Source organism: Marinovum sp. J2-8 (assembly GCF_055808435.1).
The window spans coordinates 118,995-136,836 of record NZ_JBVVRZ010000002.1 but is presented as its reverse complement, the minus strand read 5'-3'; the positions used below and the strand labels follow the sequence as shown (position 1 = coordinate 136,836).

Genomic DNA, 17,842 nt, shown 5'->3' with positions numbered 1-17,842 from the left:
ATCGCGCCGGGCATCGCTTTGGGCCCGCTTACTTCAGCGCGTCCCAGCTTTCCTGGATCTGGCTGGCCACGGCGGCGGCATCTTTGCCGCCGGCATAATCCACCATGCCGGTCCAGAAGGATCCAGCCCCCACGCCCGTCGGCATCAGGTCCGAACCGTCAAAGCGGAAGGTCGTTGCGTTCAGCAGGATCTCGCCCTGTTTCTTCAACGCATCCGAACCGTAAAGGTCGGTGTTGACCCCGGTGTGCGGTGTCAGGAAACCGGATTGCGCCATCCAGAGTTCATGGGCAATCGGGGTTTGCAGAAACGCCAGCAACGCGCGTGCGCCGGGGCTGTCATTGGTGATGAAGGCCAAGGTGCCCGCCCCCAGAACCGGCTTGCCCAGTTCCTTGCCCGCATAAGCCGGGAAATAGAAGAAATCAGCGTCCAGCCCCACTTCGGTGCCTTCGGGGAAGAAGGTCGGAATGAACGAGGCCTGGCGGTGCATGTAGCATTGCGGCGGCGAAGAGAACATGCCGTCCGGGCTGTCGCGGAAATCGGTCGAGGCCACAGCCCCGGCCCCACCAGCCACATAATCGTCATTGCGGGCAAAAAAGCCGAATTCTTCGATCGCGCCAACAACCGCCGGATCGGTAAACGGAATTTCGTTCTTGATCCACTGGTCATAGGTTTCGGGGGATTGCGTGCGCAGCATCATGTCTTCGACCCAATCGGTCGCGGGCCAGCCGGTCGCGCCACCGGACCCCAGACCAATGCACCAGGGTGTGCCGCCATCATCAACGATCTGCTGCGTCAGCGCCTTCAGATCCTCCATGGTTTCCGGAACTTCATACCCGGCATCTTCGAAATTCTCCGGGCTGTACCAGACCAGAGATTTCAGGTCGATTTTATAGGGAAAGGCATAAAGCCGGTCTTCGCCGTCCGGCCCGGTATAGGTGCCAAGGCTGACCCAGCTGTCACCTGCGGCGTAATTGGCCCGCAGCCAGTTTTCGGTGTCTTCACCCAAAGGTTCTACAAACCCTTTGGATACCAGATCCTGGATCAGGCCGGGCTGCGGCAGCACCGCGACATTGGGCGGCGATCCGGCTTCGGTGTCGATCACGATCTGCTGTTCATAGGTTTCGGAAGAGGCGTATTTGATGGTCGCGCCCGTCGCTTCGGTGAAATAGCCAAGAATGCTTTCGACCAGGGCCTGATCATCCCCGCGCCAGGGTCCGAAAACGCTGATTTCTTCGCCGTTCAGGTCATTGGCCTCGGCAAAGGCGGTCAGGCTGTCCCAGTTGAAATCGCCCTCTCCCGGCGTGAATGGCAGATGACCTGCGGCCTGGGCCAAAGAAGCGGACAGCGCCAGCGTCGCAACACTCGCATAAAGCGAAACTCTCATTGATTTTCCTCCCTGTGCGGTAAACGCACGTTCCATCGAACACCTATCGACGCTTTGATACAAGTCTTGACACTCGCTTTCCAAAGCGCTTTGGTAGTTTTAATGTGAGGAAGTTGCGTTGAAAAGTCAACATCGATTAGTCTAACGAAATCAATGTTTTCTCTGCGGTGCAGAAAGTCAGCTGTGAAAAGAAAGGCAATTTGCGTTCCGCAACAATCAAGGTAGAACACTTCCCGTTCGGGTCAATTCTGGGGGTCATCGGCACAATGAACTTAAAGCAACTATCCGAACGATTGGGATTGTCGCAAACCACGGTCAGCCGGGCCTTGAACGGCTATCCAGAGGTCAGCGAAAAGACCCGGAAAAAGGTGCATGATGCGGCGCGGGCCGCCAATTACAAACCCAACACGCGGGCGCGGTCGCTGGCCACCGGGCGGGCGATGACCATCGGCCATGTCATCCCGGTGTCGACGCAACATGAAATGGTGAACCCGGTTTTTGGCGATTTCGTCGCCAGCGCCGGCGAGGTCTATTCCCGGCATGGCTACGACATGTTGCTGTCGCTGGTGCCGGATTCCGAAGAAGAGGCATTTTACCGCGATTTGAAAATCAAGGGCAACGTGGACGGGATCGTGGTCCATGGACCCCGGATGAACGACCCGCGCATTCCCTTGCTGATCCAGTTGGAATTGCCGTTTGTGGTCCATGGCCGCGCCAGCGACGTCAAGACGCCGTTTTCCTGGGTCGATGTGGCCAATGTCACCGCGATGCAAGAGGCCACAACCCATCTGACCGCGCTGGGGCACCGGCGAATTGGTCTGATCAACGGGTTGGAACAACTGGATTTTGCCTTTCGTCGCCGGGCTGGTTTCCTCAAGGCGCTGGCCGAAGCAGATATCCCCCCCGATCCAGAGCTGATGGTGTCCGCCGACATGACCGAAACCTTCGGCTACGATGCTGCCTCGGCCATGCTTGCGCGCGACACGCCGCCGACGGCCTTTGTGGTGGCCTCGATGATCACCGCGCTTGGCGTGCGCCGGGCAATTGAATCTGCGGGTTTGGTTTTGGGGCGTGATGTGTCGGTGGTGACGTTTGACGATGATCTGTCATACCTGCGCAACGGCACCGAGGCCGAGCCGGTTTTTACCGCCGCCCGCAGTTCGGTGCGCGAGGCCGGCCGCCGTGTCGCGGCAATCCTGATGTCGCGGATTTCCGATCCGCTGGCACCGCCGGGCACCGAAATGATGCCCTATCGTTTTTTGACCGGGGCCACCACCGGACCGGCCCCCGCCCAGATTGCCGCCGAGGCATGAGCCCGCGCGCCCATCCCATTGTTTGACGGAGATACCTTGATGACTCTGCCCGCAGAAACCACGCTTGTTGCTGATATTGGCGGCACAAATACCCGTGTTGCCCTGGCCACCACGACCGCAGATCACGGCATCTCGTTGTTGGAAGGCTCTGTTCGGCGCTATCGCAATCAGGGCCGCGATGGTCTGAGCGAGGTGATCGCCGCCTATCGGGCCGAAACCGGGGCGGTGCCGGTGGCGGCCTGTGTTGCGGGCGCGGGTCCGGTGATGGATGGGGTGTTGAAAATGACCAACCTGTCCTGGGTAATTGATGACGATTGCGTGCGCGATGCATCCGGCGCGACACAGGTGGCGGTGTTGAACGATTTGCAGGCACAGGGGCATGCGCTGGGTCATTTGGGCAAGGGCGATCTGCGCCCACTGTTGCACAGCGACGCCGCAACGGGCAACGCACAGCAAACCACCCGGCTGGTGATTGGTCTGGGCACCGGAGTGAACATCGCCATGGTATTTCAAAGCGGCGGTCTGACGTTGGTGCCACCGTCCGAGGCCGGCCATATGAGCCTGGCCCTGCGCAACCCGCAGGAACAGACGCTGGCGGAATTTCTGCTGTCCGAGGGTGGGTTCCCATCGGTGGAAGAGGCGCTTTCGGGGCGCGGGCTTGAGGCGCTTTACCGCTGGCGTCGGCATGAGGGCGGCACGCCCGGCAGCAAACCCCCGGGCGAGATCATGGCCGGCGTGGCCGACGGCAGCGATCAGGCGGCCATCGAAGCCGCGCAATATCATGTCACCTTTGCCGGCCGGGTCGCGGGCGATCTGGCCCTTGCGCAATTGCCCTTTGGCGGCATCTATTTCATTGGCGGGGTCAGCCGGTCTCTGGCACCGCATTTCGATCAGATGGGGTTTGGCGACGCTTTTTGCGACAAGGGGCGGTTTTCAGAGTTCATGGCCAAATTCCCGGTCTATCTGATCGAAAACGACGACGCGGCGCTGCTTGGCTGTGCGTCGCATATGGCCGAACTTCTGGCCCATTCTGCCGCCGCATGACCACGCGCGGGGTGGCTGAGCAAAGGGATTTTGTTCGCGGTAGTGCCAGAAATCATGAACAATAGTTCCAGATTGCCCGAACTTCGTGGGAAATCTTTCTGCTGCGGGCGATTTATGTAAACTACCCTGAGAATCGATGGCGTGTTTGGCAACAAAGCGCATGTCGTTCAACAGGGAGAACAGGATGGCGCAAAGCCCCGAGATTGACACCAACACGCCGGTTGGCGACAGCATGAAGCAAACCACCTGCTATATGTGTGCCTGCCGCTGCGGCATCAATGTGCATCTGAAAACCGATGCAGATGGCAAACAGAAGGTGCGTTATATTGAGGGCAACCGCGACCATCCGGTGAACAAGGGCGTGCTTTGCGGCAAGGGCAGCGCCGGGATCATGCAGCATTATTCCCCCGCCCGCCTGCGCGCGCCGATGAAACGCGTCGGCCCGCGCGGATCTGGCCAGTTTGAGGAAATAAGCTGGGATGAGGCGCTGGATATCGCCACCGATTGGCTGGGCACCGTGCGCAAGACTGACCCGAAAAAGCTGGCTTTTTTCACCGGGCGTGACCAAAGCCAGAGCCTGACCGGGTTCTGGGCGATGAAATATGGCACGCCCAATTTTGCCGCCCACGGCGGGTTCTGCTCGGTCAACATGGCCGCTGGCGGGCTATATACCTTTGGCGGGGCGTTCTGGGAATTTGGTGATCCTGACTGGGATTACACGAAATACTTCATGTTGTTTGGCGTGGCCGAAGACCATGCATCGAACCCGATCAAGATCGGCATCGGCAAGCTGAAGAAACGCGGCGCCAAGGTGGTGTCGATCAACCCGGTGCGCACCGGCTATAACGCGGTGGCCGACGAATGGGTCGGCATCCGCCCCGGCACTGATGGGTTGTTTGTGGGCGCGTTGATCCACGAGCTGTTCCGCACGCAACAAATCGACCTCGACTACCTCGTGCGCTACACAAATTCCCCCTGGTTGGTCATTCAGGCCCCCGGCGCTGCCGATGACGGGCTGTTTGCCCGCGACGGTGACGGCAATCCGATGATCTGGGACAAGGCGACAGACGCATTTGGCAATGGCAAGGCCGCCGATATCCAACCGGCGCTGACCGGCACGCGCACCCTGCCCGATGGCCGCACCGCGCGGCCGGTGTTCGAACTGATGGCCGAACGCTATCTGGGGGGTGACTATACCCCCGATGCGGTGGCCGAGCGTACCGGCGTGCCCGCCGATCAGATCCGCCAGATCGCGGCAGAGCTGGCGCATGTGGCGTTTAAAGAGGAAATCGTGCTCGATCAGCCCTGGACCGACTGGGCCGGGCGCAAACATGACAAGATGATCGGCCGCCCGGTGTCGATGCACGCCATGCGCGGCATTTCGGCCCATTCCAACGGGTTTCAGACCTGCCGCATGATCCACATCCTGCAAATCCTCTTGGGCTCAATCGATAGCCCCGGGGATTCCGCTACAAACCGCCCTACCCGAAACAGACGCCGCCGAACCTCCTGCCGCATGGCGCGACCGGCGACATCAAACCGGAACTGCCGTTGGGCGGTCCGCATCTGGGGTTTCCCCACGGGCCGGAACATCTGTTGCTGGATGGCGAGGGCAACCCCAGCCGTCTGGACAAGGGGTTTAGCTGGGACGCGCCCATATCCGCCCATGGTCTGATGCATATGGTGATCAACAACGCCGCAAAGAAAGACCCCTACGGCATCGACGTGCTGTTCATGTATATGGCCAATATGGCGTGGAATTCGTCGATGAATGTCGGCGGCACGCTGGATGCCTTGACCGCGACGGACGACAATGGCGACTATGTGATCCCGAAGATCATCTATTCCGACGCCTATTATTCCGAAACCGTGCCATTCGCCGATCTGATCCTGCCCGACACGACCTATCTGGAACGTTGGGATTGTATTTCGCTGCTGGATCGACCGATTTCGGAACCGGAACTGGTCGCCGATGGCATTCGCCAACCGGTGGTGCCGCCCGATCGAAATGTGCGTGGTTTTCAAGAGGTGATGATCGACCTCGGCGCGCGATTGAACCTGCCCGGATTTGTCAACGACGACGGCACGCCGAAATTTCCCGGCGGCTATCCCGATTATATCGTAAACCATGAACGCAAGCCCGGCATCGGGCCGCTTGCGGGATGGCGTGGCGAGAATGGCGATCAATCCTGTGTCGGCGCGCCGAACCCGGACCAGCTGCAAAAATACATCGACAATGGCGCATTCTTTGGCGAACACATGGATCCCAGCCATGCCTATTTCCGCCATGCCAATCGCGGATACCTTGATTGGGGCATCGAAAAGGGCATCCGCATGTCGCCCGATCCGACGATCTTTCAGCTCTATTCCGAACCGATGCAGAAATTCCGTCTTGCGGCGCGCGGACACGGCGATCGGCAACCGCCAGAGCGGGCCAAACAAAGGATCGAAGATCACTTTGACCCGCTGCCCTTCTGGTATCCACCGCTGGAAGAGCAATTGGTCAAGGGTTTCCCGCTGCATGCGATCACTCAACGCCCGATGCATATGTATCATTCCTGGGGCTCGCAAAACGCCTGGTTGCGCCAGATCACAGCGGCGAACCGGCTGTATGTGCATACCTCGGTCGGGGAAAAAATCGGCGTACAGGACGACGATTGGGTCTGGCTGGCCTCGCATCTGGGCCGGGTGAAATGCCAGGTCAGGCTGATGGACGGGGTGAACCCGCACACGGTCTGGACCTGGAACGCCATTGGCAAACGGCGCGGCGCATGGGGATTGTCGGATGATGCCCCCGAAAGCAACGAAGGATTCCTGCTCAACCACCTGATTTCCGAACTGTTGCCCAAGGGCGGCGGCGGATATCGCTATTCCAACTCCGACCCGCTGACCGGTCAGGCCGCCTGGTTTGACCTGCGGGTGGCAATAGAAAAGGCCGATACTGCGGGCACCGAACCATTGTTCGAACCGCTGGGCCATGCCAGCCAGCCTGCTTCGCCGGACAAGATCGCCTTTGGGGCCGAATGGAAGGAACCAGCGAAATGACCTGCCTGCCCGAACAGACGCAAAAGAAACTTGGCCTTGTCATCGACCTCGACATCTGTGTCGGCTGTCAGGCCTGTGTGACGTCGTGCAAGGAATGGAACACCGGCGGCTATTCCGCACCGCTGTCCGACCATGATCCATACGGCGCCGATCCCTCTGGTGCCTTTCTGAACCGCGTGCACAGCTATGAAATCGACAATGACCACTACAAGGGCACGGTGCATTTCCCGCGCTCCTGCCTGCATTGCGAAGAACCGGCCTGCGTCACGGTCTGCCCCACCGGCGCCAGTTACAAGCGCGAAGAAGACGGTATCGTTCTGGTCAATCCCGACACCTGCATCGGCTGTAAACTCTGTTCCTGGGCCTGCCCCTATGGCGCGCGGGAATATGATCATGACGACGGGGTGATGAAGAAATGCACGCTTTGCGTTGACCGGATCTACAACGAAACCATCGACGAAGAAGACCGCGTTCCGGCCTGCGTCAAGGCCTGCCCGACCGGCGCACGCGCCTTTGGCGACCTTGGCGATCCCGAAAGCGCAGTGTCGCAAAACGTGGCGGCGCGGGACGGTTTCAACCTTCTGGACGAATTCGGCTACAAGCCGGTGAACAAATACCTGCCACCGCGCAAGGCCAGCGATCACGCGCCGAAAATTGCCGCGGAACCAGAGGCACCTTCGACCGGATCACCCATCGAGAAACTCTTTGCCTGGGCTGACCGGGCGCTAAGCCGCTAGGGGGCCGCACATGCATCCTGCTTATTCGGTCATCCTGTTCACCACCGCCTCTGGCGCGGGATACGGGCTGTTGTTCTGGCTTTCACTGGCGCATGTCACCGGGCGGTTTCCCCTGTCCGGCTGGGATTTCTTTGCGGCCATGGCCCTGGCGCTGGCGTTGATCACCGTCGGCCTGCTCAGTTCCACCTTCCACCTTGGCCGCCCGGAACGGGCCTGGCGCGCCCTGTCCCAATGGCGCAGCTCCTGGCTCTCGCGCGAAGGTGTGGCAGCCATTGCCACCTATGGCCCCGCCGGGCTGTTGGCGCTGCTGTCGCTCTTTGGGGTGCAAAGCTGGCTGTCCTTGCCGTTGGCACTGTTGGCGGCGCTGGGCGCGACGGCAACGGTTTGGTGCACGGGTATGATCTACGCCTCTCTGCGCACCATTCCGCAATGGCATCTGCCACTGGTGCCGGTGATCTATCTGGTCCTCGCCGCCACCTCCGGCGCGGTGCTTCTTGCCATGATCCTCGCGTTTTCCGGCGGCGCGACCGGCATGTCCTGTACAATCGCAACACTCGGCCTCGGCCTCAGCGCGGCGCTCAAAACCCGGTACTGGCAGAAAATTGATGCGACACCGGACAGCTATACGGCCGATATGGCGCTGGGGATCAAAGGCGTGAAACGCCAGCTGGACCCGCCACATACCAAACCCAACTTCGTGATGCGCGAAATGGGATTTCAGGTGGCGCGAAAACACGCGAATGACCTTCGCAGAATGGTCCTGATCTGGGCCTTTGCCGTGCCCGGTCTGATCCTGGCTTTCGTGGCACTGACCGGCGGGCTTGCGCCTGTGCTCATGCCGATTGCCGTGCTGGCTGTCGGGGTGGGTCTGGTGGTCGAACGCTGGCTGTTCTTCGCCGAGGCCCGGCATGTCTCCATGCTGTACTACGGCCAGAAAAGCGCCTGATACCTAGGGCCCTGACACCTCGGAGTCCAGACACCTAAGAGCACGGGGGGCAATCCCCCCCGCACCCGCTGCTTCTTCTGTTCAAAAATATCCCGGGGGAATCGCCATTCATGGCGATGGGGGCTGGCCCCCTCCTGTCGACAGGCGCAGGCCTGACGACACCCTCGGCACAGGTTCACACCACCTTGTGGATCACCCGTTTCCCTGGGGGCGTGGTGCCGACAACAGGATCAAAGACCCGGTCACGGCAGACAGTAGTGACGCAATCAAAATGGCCAGTTTCACCCCGCCCAAGGCCGGCTCGACAAAGGCCGCAGAGGCAATGAAAATCGACATGGTGAACCCGACGCCGCACAGCGATGCCGCCCCGAACAATTGCCGCCAACTGACATCCGACGACAGCCGCGCAATGCCGGTCTTGACCCCGATCCAGACAAACAGACAGATCCCCAGCGGTTTGCCAATGAACAGCCCAACAATCACCCCCAAAACTTCTGGGGCGACAAAGGACAATCCGGCCGCCAATGCAATCCCGGTGTTGAAAAAGGCAAACAGCGGCAAGATCAGGAAGTTCGACCAGCCCTCCAGCCGATGTTGCAGGTGAAATCCCGGTTCGCGCAACCGGTCGACCGCATTGGCCAGCCGGGCCATCGCCGGCGCACCAATCTCGCCTTTGTCCAGCTCGCGGGCAATCACATCGCCCGCATGAAGGGCCACGCCTTCGATATTGGCACTGGGCCGCGACGGGATCAGCGCGGCGGTCAAAACCCCGGCCAATGTGGCGTGCAGACCGCTTTGCAGGATGAAATACCACAACAGCACCCCAAGCAGTACATAGGGCAGTCGCGCATAGACACGCGACAGGTTCAGCACCGCCATCACCGCCAAAATGCCCAGCGCAAACAACAGGGCGTCAAAATGAAACCCATGGCCATAAAACAGCGCAATCACCACAATCGCCCCAAGATCGTCGGCAATCGCCAGCGCCGACACAAATACCTTCAGCGATGTTGGCACCCGGCTGCCCAGAAGCGCCAGAATCCCCAGGGTAAAGGCGATATCCGTCGCCATCGGAATGCCCCAGCCATGCGCGGTTTCGGGGTTGCCCCAGTTCAGACCGACATAGAGCAAGGCCGGCACCATCATACCACCCAGGGCGCCCAGAACCGGCAGGATCGCCTTGTCCCGGGAACTCAGCTCGCCATTGACGATTTCGCGTTTGATCTCGATCCCGACAAGCAGAAAAAACAACGCCATCAGCCCGTCATTGATCCAATGCGCCAGCCCCAGAGTCAGGTTCCAATCGCCAAAAATCAGACCGAATTCGGTATGAAGCAGATGTTCGTACCACGCGCCAAAGCCGACGTTGACGACAACAAGTGCCGCCACTGTCGCCAGCACCAACACAAGCCCGGCAGATGCCGCCCAGTGAAAGAAATCCTGACTGGCCAGATGCATCCGCAGCCCCAGCGGCTTGGACACAGCCTCAAAGATGCTGGTTTCGTCCCAGGCGCCCTCATAGGCCCGCCCGTCGATGAAAATCGCCGGCGTTTGCACCACGCCGGACCCCTCAAAGGACTGCTGACTGCGGGCCAGCACCGCTTCGGTACGCTCAGACATCAGATCGGCGGCAAAGGCGTCGGGATCAAGCCCCATCGTCCTGGCCAGTGCCGTGACCCGTTCCACCGTGATGTCATCCTCGGGCGCACAGAACAGCGCCTCATGCATCTCGGCAAGCTGGTCCTGCCAAAAGGCCGAAATCGCCGCACGGGCGGCGACATCGGTGCTGTTGCCGGCCTTTTCCGGCGGACAGAACCGCAAGGCCAGACAGGTTTTCTGCGCCCCAAGAAGGTCAGATGCCCGGAGCAGAATATCGCGGACCCGCCGTGCCCGTCGATTGGCGTAATCGACGAATTGCACGATCTGAACCCGACCACCGGAGTTGGCCAGAATGATATCCTGCTCGGGATCGAGCGCCAGATGTAACGTACCGGACATGCGCGACGCCCCCTTTTGGTTGTGGTTGCTTCGGCCTCAGGCAGCGGCGGTTTTGGCCGCCAATGCCTTTTGCACGCCGCGTTTGAAGAAGATGTAGTAAAGCACCGGCGCCGCGATCAATGTCAGGACCGAAGCAAAGGCCAACCCGCCCATGATGGTCGCCGCCATGGATTGGAAAAACGCATCCGACAGCAAGGGGATCATGCCCAGGATTGTCGTCGCCGCCGCCAGGAAGACCGGTCGCAAACGCGAGGTTGAGGCCGTCACAATCGCCTCTTCCAAAGGCATATCCGGGTTTGCCTCGCGTGTCAGGTCGATCTCTTCCACCAGCACGATGCCGTTTTTGATCAACATCCCCGACAGCGACAAAAGCCCCAGCAGCGCGGTAAATGTGAACGGCAAGCCCGTGCCAAGCAGCGCCAGGCTGACGCCGTTCACCGACATCGGCACCAGCAGCCAGATGATGATTGGCTGGCGCAATGCGTTGAACAACAGCACCGAAATCAACACCATGATGAGCAGGCTCAGCGGCAATTGTTTGCCAAGTGACGCCTGCGCGTCGCTCGAGCTTTCCAATTCGCCGCCCCATTCCATCTTGTAGCCATCCGGGATCACCATCTCTTCGATGGTGGCCGTCACGGCGGTCTGCACCTCGGCCGCGGTCACACCGCGCGGCACATCGGCCCCAACGGTGATCACATTGGCCCGGTCGCGGCGGTGCAAAAGCGTGTCCTGCGCTTCGAACACAAAGCCATCGGTCACCTGTGCCATCGGCACAAACCCACCGGCGCTGTCCGAATAGATCACGTAATCTATGAGAGACATGCTGCCATCCTGACGTGCGCGGATGACAATCGGGATCTGGCGGTCCCCTTCGCGGAAGGCCCCCGATGCCATGCCTTCGGTGGCAAATTGCAGGGTTGTGGTGATGTCGGACCGGCTGACACCGGCCTCTTGTGCACGGTCGCCGGCATAGATCGGACGCAACACCATTTCCTTTTCGCGCCAATCCACGCGGGGGGTCACAATGTTGTCCGATGCCGCCACCAGCCGCGCGCGGGCTTCATCGGCCAGATCACGCAGCACTTCTGGATCACGGCCAGAGAACCGCACCTCGATCGGGGCACCGCCGCCGGGACCAAAGGCCAGACGTTTGACCCGGAACTCACCCTGCGGCACGGCCTGAAGGGCAAAATCCTCCAGCGCATTCATTTCCTCTTCGATCACGTCGAGCGAGGTAACGCGCACAATCAAATGACCATAAGCCGGATTGGGATCTTCGCTTTCATAGGTCAGCATGAAACGCGATGCCCCCTGACCGGAATACGAAGTCACGGTCTCGACCTCTTCGCGCGCGACGAGCCATTCCTCCATCACCTGCAAATCTGCCGAGGTCTGGTGGATCGCCGTGCCCTGGGGCAGCTTGTAATGCACGAAGTACAGCGGCGTGTTGCTGTCGGGGAAGAACTGTTGCTTCACCTGACCAAACAGCGCGAAACACACAACGGTACTGCCGATCAGCAAAGCCACCACCAGCCAACGCATGCGCAGGCCAAGGTGCAGAACCCCGGCATAGGCCCGGAACATCAATCCGTCATAGCCATCGCCGGCATCCCCGGTGCCCCGGCTAAAGAAATAATGCCCAAGCAACGGCGTGACCGTGATTGCCAGAACCCAGGACAGGATCAACGAAATTCCGATCACGGCGAAAAGGGAAAACAGGAATTCGCCGGTCGCATCCGGGCTCAACCCGATGCCGGCAAAGGCCATGATGCCAATCACCGTAGCCCCCAGAAGCGGCACCTGGGTCTTGCTGGCCACGTCTTTTGCCGCATCACGAGAGGATTGACCGCCGCGCATTGCGATCTGCATGCCTTCGGCAACCACAATGGCGTTGTCAACCAACATCCCCATCGCAATGATCAGCGCGCCCAGTGAAATCCGCTCCATCTCGATCGACCAGATCGCCATGAAAAACACCGTGCCCACCACCGTAAGCAACAGGGTCACACCAACGACCACCGCCGCGCGCCAGCCCATGAACACCGCCAGAACGACGATCACGATGCTGACCGACATGGCCAGGTTCACCAGAAACGCGTTCGAGGCCTCATCCACAACGCGATGCTGCTGATAGACCGGGGCAACATCGACCCCAAGCGGGATGGAATCCTGCAATTCGGCTAGTTTGGCCTCAACCGCATTGCCGACCTCGACAATGTTTTCGGTGCCAATGCCCGCCACCCCAAGGGTGAAGGCATCCATGCCGTTGTGGCGAATGATCTGGTCCGGTGTGGTTTCGCGCGCCCGATAGACATCCGCGAAATCCGACAGGTTGATCACCTGACCGCCAATCCCGACCGATAGCGCAGCAATCGCCGACACGCTATCGGAACCTGCGGGGCGCTGGATCAATGTCCGGCCTTCGGTGTTCTCGATCGCGCCGCCGTCGACGATTTCATCGGAACTGGCGATTGCGCTTTGCATGACGGCCGGGGAAATTCCCAAGGACGTGCTAAGCGCGAGGTCGGGTTCCACATAGATGATTTCGTTTGGCACACCGGCGGTCACCACATCGGCGACACCATCCACCGACAGGACCTCTCGGCGCAGGAACTCCGCCAGATCGTTGATCTCTGAATCGGAAAAACCGGGGGCGGTCACCGCGTAGTAGATGCCATACACATCGCCAAAGCTGTCATTGACGAAGGGCGCGGTGGCCCCGGTCGGCAGCGGCGCTTCGGCCACGCGATTGCGCAATTTGGTCCAGATGCCCGGCAGTTCGGTGCCGTCATAATGGTCCTGCATCGTCACCGTGATCCAGGACAGGCCCGGCTGGTTCATGGTTTCTATTTCCTTGACCTCGCCCATCTTCTGAATTTCGGATTCAATGGGTTCAGAGACCTCAGAGGCGACCTCTTCGGCAGAGGAGCCGGGGTATTGGGTGACCACAACGGCCACTTTGATGGTAAAGGCCGGGTCTTCGAGACGGCCAAGCGAATTGAACCCCCAGATGCCACCGAACAGGCAGATCAAAATCAAGATCCAAGTGTACAGCGGGCGGGCGATGGATTGACGGGCAATGTCCATTTGGGCGGTCCTAGTTCTTGAAACCGGTGAACCGGCGGACTTCGTCGCCGTCATTCAGGCTTGCGCCGCCAACGGCGACAATCTCTTGACCGACTTCCAGCCCTGCGGTCACTTCGACCTTGCCGTTTTCGGTGGCGGCAATTTCGATATCGGTCAGCGCGACGGTGCCGGAGTTTGCCCCGTTCGGGGTGAACACCATGGCGCGCGCGCCGCCGTCATTTGCCAACACCACCGCAGAAGACGGAATTTCAATCCGTTGACTTCCGGTGCTGAGCGATGCGGTCACCTTGGCGGATGAGCCGGGCAAAACCGTCAGATCCGTCGGCGGCTCCATCCCGAGGGTGATGGAATAGGTTTGGCCAAGCGAGGCGGTTTCGGCGTTGTATTCACGGAACTCCACCGGATAAGGTTTTGACCCCGCTGGAAATTCCGCAAACATTTCGATGTCTGGGTCCGTGCCTGCCTGTTGAAACAATGTCTCTGGCACGTTGATCTCTATCCGCAGGTCCGACATGTCATGCAAACGCACAACCGGGGCGCCCGCGCCGACCGTCGAATAATTGGCGACCAACCGGCCCGCCACGAGCGAGTTAAACGGCGCATAAAGCGTGGCATTTTCCAAAGCGCGTTCGGCATTGCGCACCGCGATCCGGGCCAGTTCGACCTGGGTTTCGGCGTCTTGCAGCGTGGTTTGGCTGACGGTGTCGCCCGCCAGTTTTTGATACCGCTCATAGGTGCGGTTCGCCTGATCGCTTTGGGCGCGGGCTTCTTCCAGAGCCAATTCGAAAGGCTCTTGATCGAGACGGGCCACCAATCCGCCAAGCGGCACGGTCGCGCCTTCGTCCAGCGGGAAATCAACCACCTGGCCGCCAACCTGAAACGCCAGATCCACGGTTTCGCGTGCCACCACATGGCCAAAGAACACCCGACGCACATCCGCATCGCTGTTGGTCACTTCGACCAGTTTTACAAAAGGAGATTGCGCAAGGCTGGTCTGTGGCACCAAGGCCGCCAGAAACAGAAATACCTTTAAGGCCGCCATGCTGCGGCGTCCTGCCTTGTCACTATTCATTTTGTAATTCCTTTTGAACGCATCGCGATCTGCGCAGTCGTTGTTTTGGTAACCCGGGGCAAAATCAAAGACCAGGTCGGTATGAGACGCTGACCTAATGGCTCCACCCCCGTCTGTCTTGACATTTAAGGACAAAAAATTGTCATTTGGGGACATGAGCAATGTGATCCGGGCTGCGGCCCTGCGAGGATATGACAAGGTCATGACTGACCTGGGGTTTGAGGCCACCACATTGCTGGTGCAATCCGGTCTTGGCGCGGATGCGCTTGTGGATGAGGATGCCCTGCTGCCGATCATTGCGGTCTGTCGGCTTCTGGAAATGAGCAGCGACATCGCCGGTTGTCCCGATCTGGGGCTGCGGATTGCCCGCCATCAGGATTTCGGCGTCCTGGGGGTGTTGGGATTGGCGCTGGAAAATGCCAGCACGCCAAAACAGGCGAGCAGCATCGTCGCACGTTTCATGTTCATCCAAGGCTCGGCCCTTAGGTTCCGGGTCGAAACCCCCAGCCCGATCGACCCAGAGGCCATTGCCATTGTGCTGGACCTGGATGTGCCGGTCGGGGTGCCGCACCGACAGGCCACGGAATTGTTGCTGGGCATGGGGTTTCAACTGGGGCGGTTGCGGTCGGCCCATCGCACGCACATCAAATCGGTCTCGCTGCCGCATGCGGTTGGCCCAAACCTTGCCAAACACCGCAGCTTTTTTGGTGTGCCGGTGCATGAGAATCAACCGATGGCCGCGATGCATATCTGGGCCAGCGACTGGAACCGGCCGGTGCCGGACGGCAACCCCAGGCTGCACAGACTGGTCGAGGATTATCTGACAAAGACCTTCCCCACCCCGACAACCAATCTGACTGAAAAAGTGGAAATGGTCCTGCGCCCCTTGATTGGCACGCCGCAGGCCAATCGCGAAGATGTTGCCCGCATGCTGGTGCTGCATCCCCGCACGCTGCACCGGCGATTGCGTCAGGAAAACACCAGCTTTCAGCAGATCAAGGACGACATTCGCCGCGATATGGCCGCACGCTATCTGACCAATACCGATGTAACCCTGGATCAATTGACCACGCTTCTTGGATTTCCCGAACAATCCGCGCTGTCGCGTGCCTGTCGAAAGTGGTTTTCCATGCCGCCGGGGGCGGTGCGCCGCAACAGGTCACCAGCCGCCGGGAACACGATTTCGTGATCAGCAGGCCAACAGGCACAACCTGCGCACCAAAAGCCTACCACATCCCGTCGCGTCACCCTGTCATATTTTTGGCATCATGGTTGCGCAGCAAACTCTCTCAGGTAGAGTTAAGTATGACTCGCAATTATCTTGTCGTGCGACACAGTCGCCCCAAGATACCCGGACCAGACCGGGACCACCAAAACCGACCTACTGAGGACAGCAAGGAAAACTTCCGATGGATCGGGCGATTTCAAACATATTCCGATGCCAATTTGCCGGGTCTCCGGAACGGTTCCACCCAACAACACCCGCCCGCCAAAGGGCCCAGAAAACTTAAAACCACAGGGAAAATGACATGACGTTCATGAAACACACCTTGGCCGCGCTGGCGGGCACAACGATGCTGACAAGTTTCGCCTTTGCTGCGGACGTGCCCGAAGGAACCAAACTGGCCGAAGACCAGACCTATACCTATCGCACATTGGACGAATTCGATTCGCTTGATCCGCAACTTCTGGAAGGTGTGGACAGCTCCGGTCTGGCGCGGGATCTGTTCGAAGGTCTGTATAACCTTGGCCCTGATGGTGCGACGGTTCCCGGTGTGGCCACCCATCACGAAGTATCCGACGACAATCTGGTCTATACCTTCCATCTGCGTGACAATGCCAAATGGTCGGACGGCAAACCCGTCACCGCCGGTGATTTCGTCTATGGCTGGAAACGCGCGGTCGATCCGGCAAATGCATCGCCTTATGCCTGGTATATGGAGCTGATGTCGCTGGCCAATGCCTCGGCGATCATTGCGGGCGAAGCGGATTTTGACACATTGGGCGTCAAGGCGCTGGATGATCACACGCTTGAGGTGACATTGTCGCAACCCCTGCCCTATTTTGCCGATATGGTCGCCCATGCGACGACATTCCCGGCCCCGAAATGGGCAATTGACGCACATGGCAAGGAATGGACACGCCCCGGCAACATGGTCGGCAATGGCGCCTATGTGCTGACCGAACATGTGGTCAAGGAACGCGCGGTGCGCGAGCGCAACCCGATGTATTGGGATGATGCAAACACCGTGATCGAAAAAGTCGTGTCGCTGGTCATCAATGACGAAGCTTCGGGCCTGACCCGGTATCGCGCCGGCGAAGTCGACAAAACCGACATTCCCGCAGGCCAGTATCCTGCGTTGAAAGAAGAGCTGCCAAATGAGGCATGGGCCCTGCCGCGCCTGTGCAACTATTACTTCAGCTTCAATCTGCGCAATGGCCCCGAGGCGTTTCAGGACATCCGCGTCCGCAAGGCGCTGGCGCTGGCCATTGATCGCGATGTGATTGTCGATCAGGTGCTGAAAGGCGGGCAATATCCGGCCTATAACTTTACCCATGTTGCCACCGCCGGGTTCGAGACCCCGGAAATCGATTATGCCAACATGGCGCAGGCCGATCGCGATGCGATGGCGGTCGAATTGTTGACCGAGGCTGGATATGGCAAGGGCGGCGAACCGCTGGAATTCAAATATCTCTACAACACTTCTGAATCTCACAAACAGGTCGCCATCGTGGCCACCCAGATGTGGAAACAGAAGCTGGGCGTGAATGTGTCGCTGGAAAATCAGGAATGGAAGGTGTTCCTGGAAAACCGTGGCAACCAGAACTTTGACATGGCGCGTGGCGCATGGTGTGGCGATTACAACGAGGCCTCGACCTTCCTTGATCTGCTGAGCACAAGTTCCGGCTATAACGACGCCAAATATTCCAACGCGCGTGTGGATGAATTGCTGGCCGAGGCGAAGTCCAGCCACAACACCACCCCGCTTTATACCGAGATCGAACAGATCGTTGCAGCCGATATGCCGGTGATCCCGGTCTATCACTATTCGACCAACATCCTGTTGAAGGACAATGTCGAAGGTTGGCCCATCGATAACGTGATGCAGAAATATTATTCCAAAGACCTCTACAAGGTCGCTGAATAATCCGCATTCCTTTGCCAACCAAAGACCCTGCTGCCCGTCAAGGGGCGGCAGGGTTCGATAGGTA

10 protein-coding genes and 1 pseudogene are annotated in these 17,842 nt (G+C 59.5%); 7 read left to right on the top strand and 4 right to left on the bottom strand.

Annotation, left to right across the window (positions count from 1 at the left end):
- Nucleotides 1-28: 28 nt before the first annotated feature.
- Complete coding sequence (locus tag AC0L4F_RS06560) at nt 29-1,384, bottom strand: ABC transporter substrate-binding protein (protein WP_244686646.1); 1,356 nt, start codon at nt 1,382-1,384, stop codon at nt 29-31.
- Nucleotides 1,385-1,650: 266 nt separating this feature from the next.
- On the opposite strand from AC0L4F_RS06560, the gene AC0L4F_RS06555 reads away from it, so the two are divergent.
- The 5 genes and pseudogenes from AC0L4F_RS06555 (at nt 1,651) to AC0L4F_RS06535 (ending at nt 8,469) form a co-directional block, all read left to right on the top strand.
- The gene (locus AC0L4F_RS06555) at nt 1,651-2,697 is read left to right on the top strand and encodes a LacI family DNA-binding transcriptional regulator (RefSeq protein ID WP_244687668.1); all 1,047 of its coding nucleotides are present in this window, start codon (nt 1,651-1,653) and stop codon (nt 2,695-2,697) included.
- Nucleotides 2,698-2,736: 39 nt separating this feature from the next.
- Nucleotides 2,737-3,741, top strand: a complete 1,005-nt coding sequence (locus AC0L4F_RS06550) for a glucokinase (protein ID WP_244686643.1) — start codon at nt 2,737-2,739, stop codon at nt 3,739-3,741.
- A 184-nt stretch (nt 3,742-3,925) separates the two neighbouring features.
- Nucleotides 3,926-6,786: pseudogene (locus AC0L4F_RS06545) on the top strand (molybdopterin oxidoreductase family protein).
- Nucleotides 6,783-7,523, top strand: coding sequence for a 4Fe-4S dicluster domain-containing protein (locus AC0L4F_RS06540; protein WP_244686641.1), 741 nt, complete (start codon nt 6,783-6,785; stop codon nt 7,521-7,523). The pseudogene AC0L4F_RS06545 and the gene AC0L4F_RS06540 overlap by 4 nt, the downstream one beginning before the upstream one ends.
- 10 nt (nt 7,524-7,533) lie before the next feature.
- Nucleotides 7,534-8,469, top strand: a complete 936-nt coding sequence (locus AC0L4F_RS06535) for a dimethyl sulfoxide reductase anchor subunit family protein (RefSeq protein ID WP_244686639.1) — start codon at nt 7,534-7,536, stop codon at nt 8,467-8,469.
- A gap of 192 nt (nt 8,470-8,661) precedes the next feature.
- On the opposite strand, the gene nhaA is transcribed toward AC0L4F_RS06535, so the two are convergent.
- From nhaA to AC0L4F_RS06520, 3 genes are read right to left on the bottom strand one after another with little or no spacing between them, the layout of a single operon-like run.
- Nucleotides 8,662-10,467 (bottom strand): Na+/H+ antiporter NhaA, encoded by a 1,806-nt coding sequence (nhaA, locus tag AC0L4F_RS06530; RefSeq protein ID WP_244686635.1) that lies wholly within the window; start codon nt 10,465-10,467, stop codon nt 8,662-8,664.
- A gap of 36 nt (nt 10,468-10,503) precedes the next feature.
- A complete protein-coding gene (locus tag AC0L4F_RS06525) occupies nt 10,504-13,557 on the bottom strand; it encodes an efflux RND transporter permease subunit (protein ID WP_244686632.1) in 3,054 nt (1,017 codons plus the stop codon).
- A 10-nt stretch (nt 13,558-13,567) separates the two neighbouring features.
- A complete protein-coding gene (locus AC0L4F_RS06520; protein WP_244686629.1) occupies nt 13,568-14,629 on the bottom strand; it encodes an efflux RND transporter periplasmic adaptor subunit in 1,062 nt (353 codons plus the stop codon).
- Between the two features lie 139 nt (nt 14,630-14,768).
- Between AC0L4F_RS06520 and AC0L4F_RS06515 the strand changes: the two genes are divergently transcribed.
- Together AC0L4F_RS06515 and AC0L4F_RS06510 are read left to right on the top strand one after the other, a co-directional pair.
- The gene (locus AC0L4F_RS06515; RefSeq protein ID WP_244686627.1) at nt 14,769-15,818 is read left to right on the top strand and encodes an AraC family transcriptional regulator; all 1,050 of its coding nucleotides are present in this window, start codon (nt 14,769-14,771) and stop codon (nt 15,816-15,818) included.
- A 340-nt stretch (nt 15,819-16,158) separates the two neighbouring features.
- Nucleotides 16,159-17,778, top strand: coding sequence for a peptide ABC transporter substrate-binding protein (locus AC0L4F_RS06510; RefSeq protein WP_244686625.1), 1,620 nt, complete (start codon nt 16,159-16,161; stop codon nt 17,776-17,778).
- The last annotated feature ends 64 nt before the right edge of the window (nt 17,779-17,842 follow it).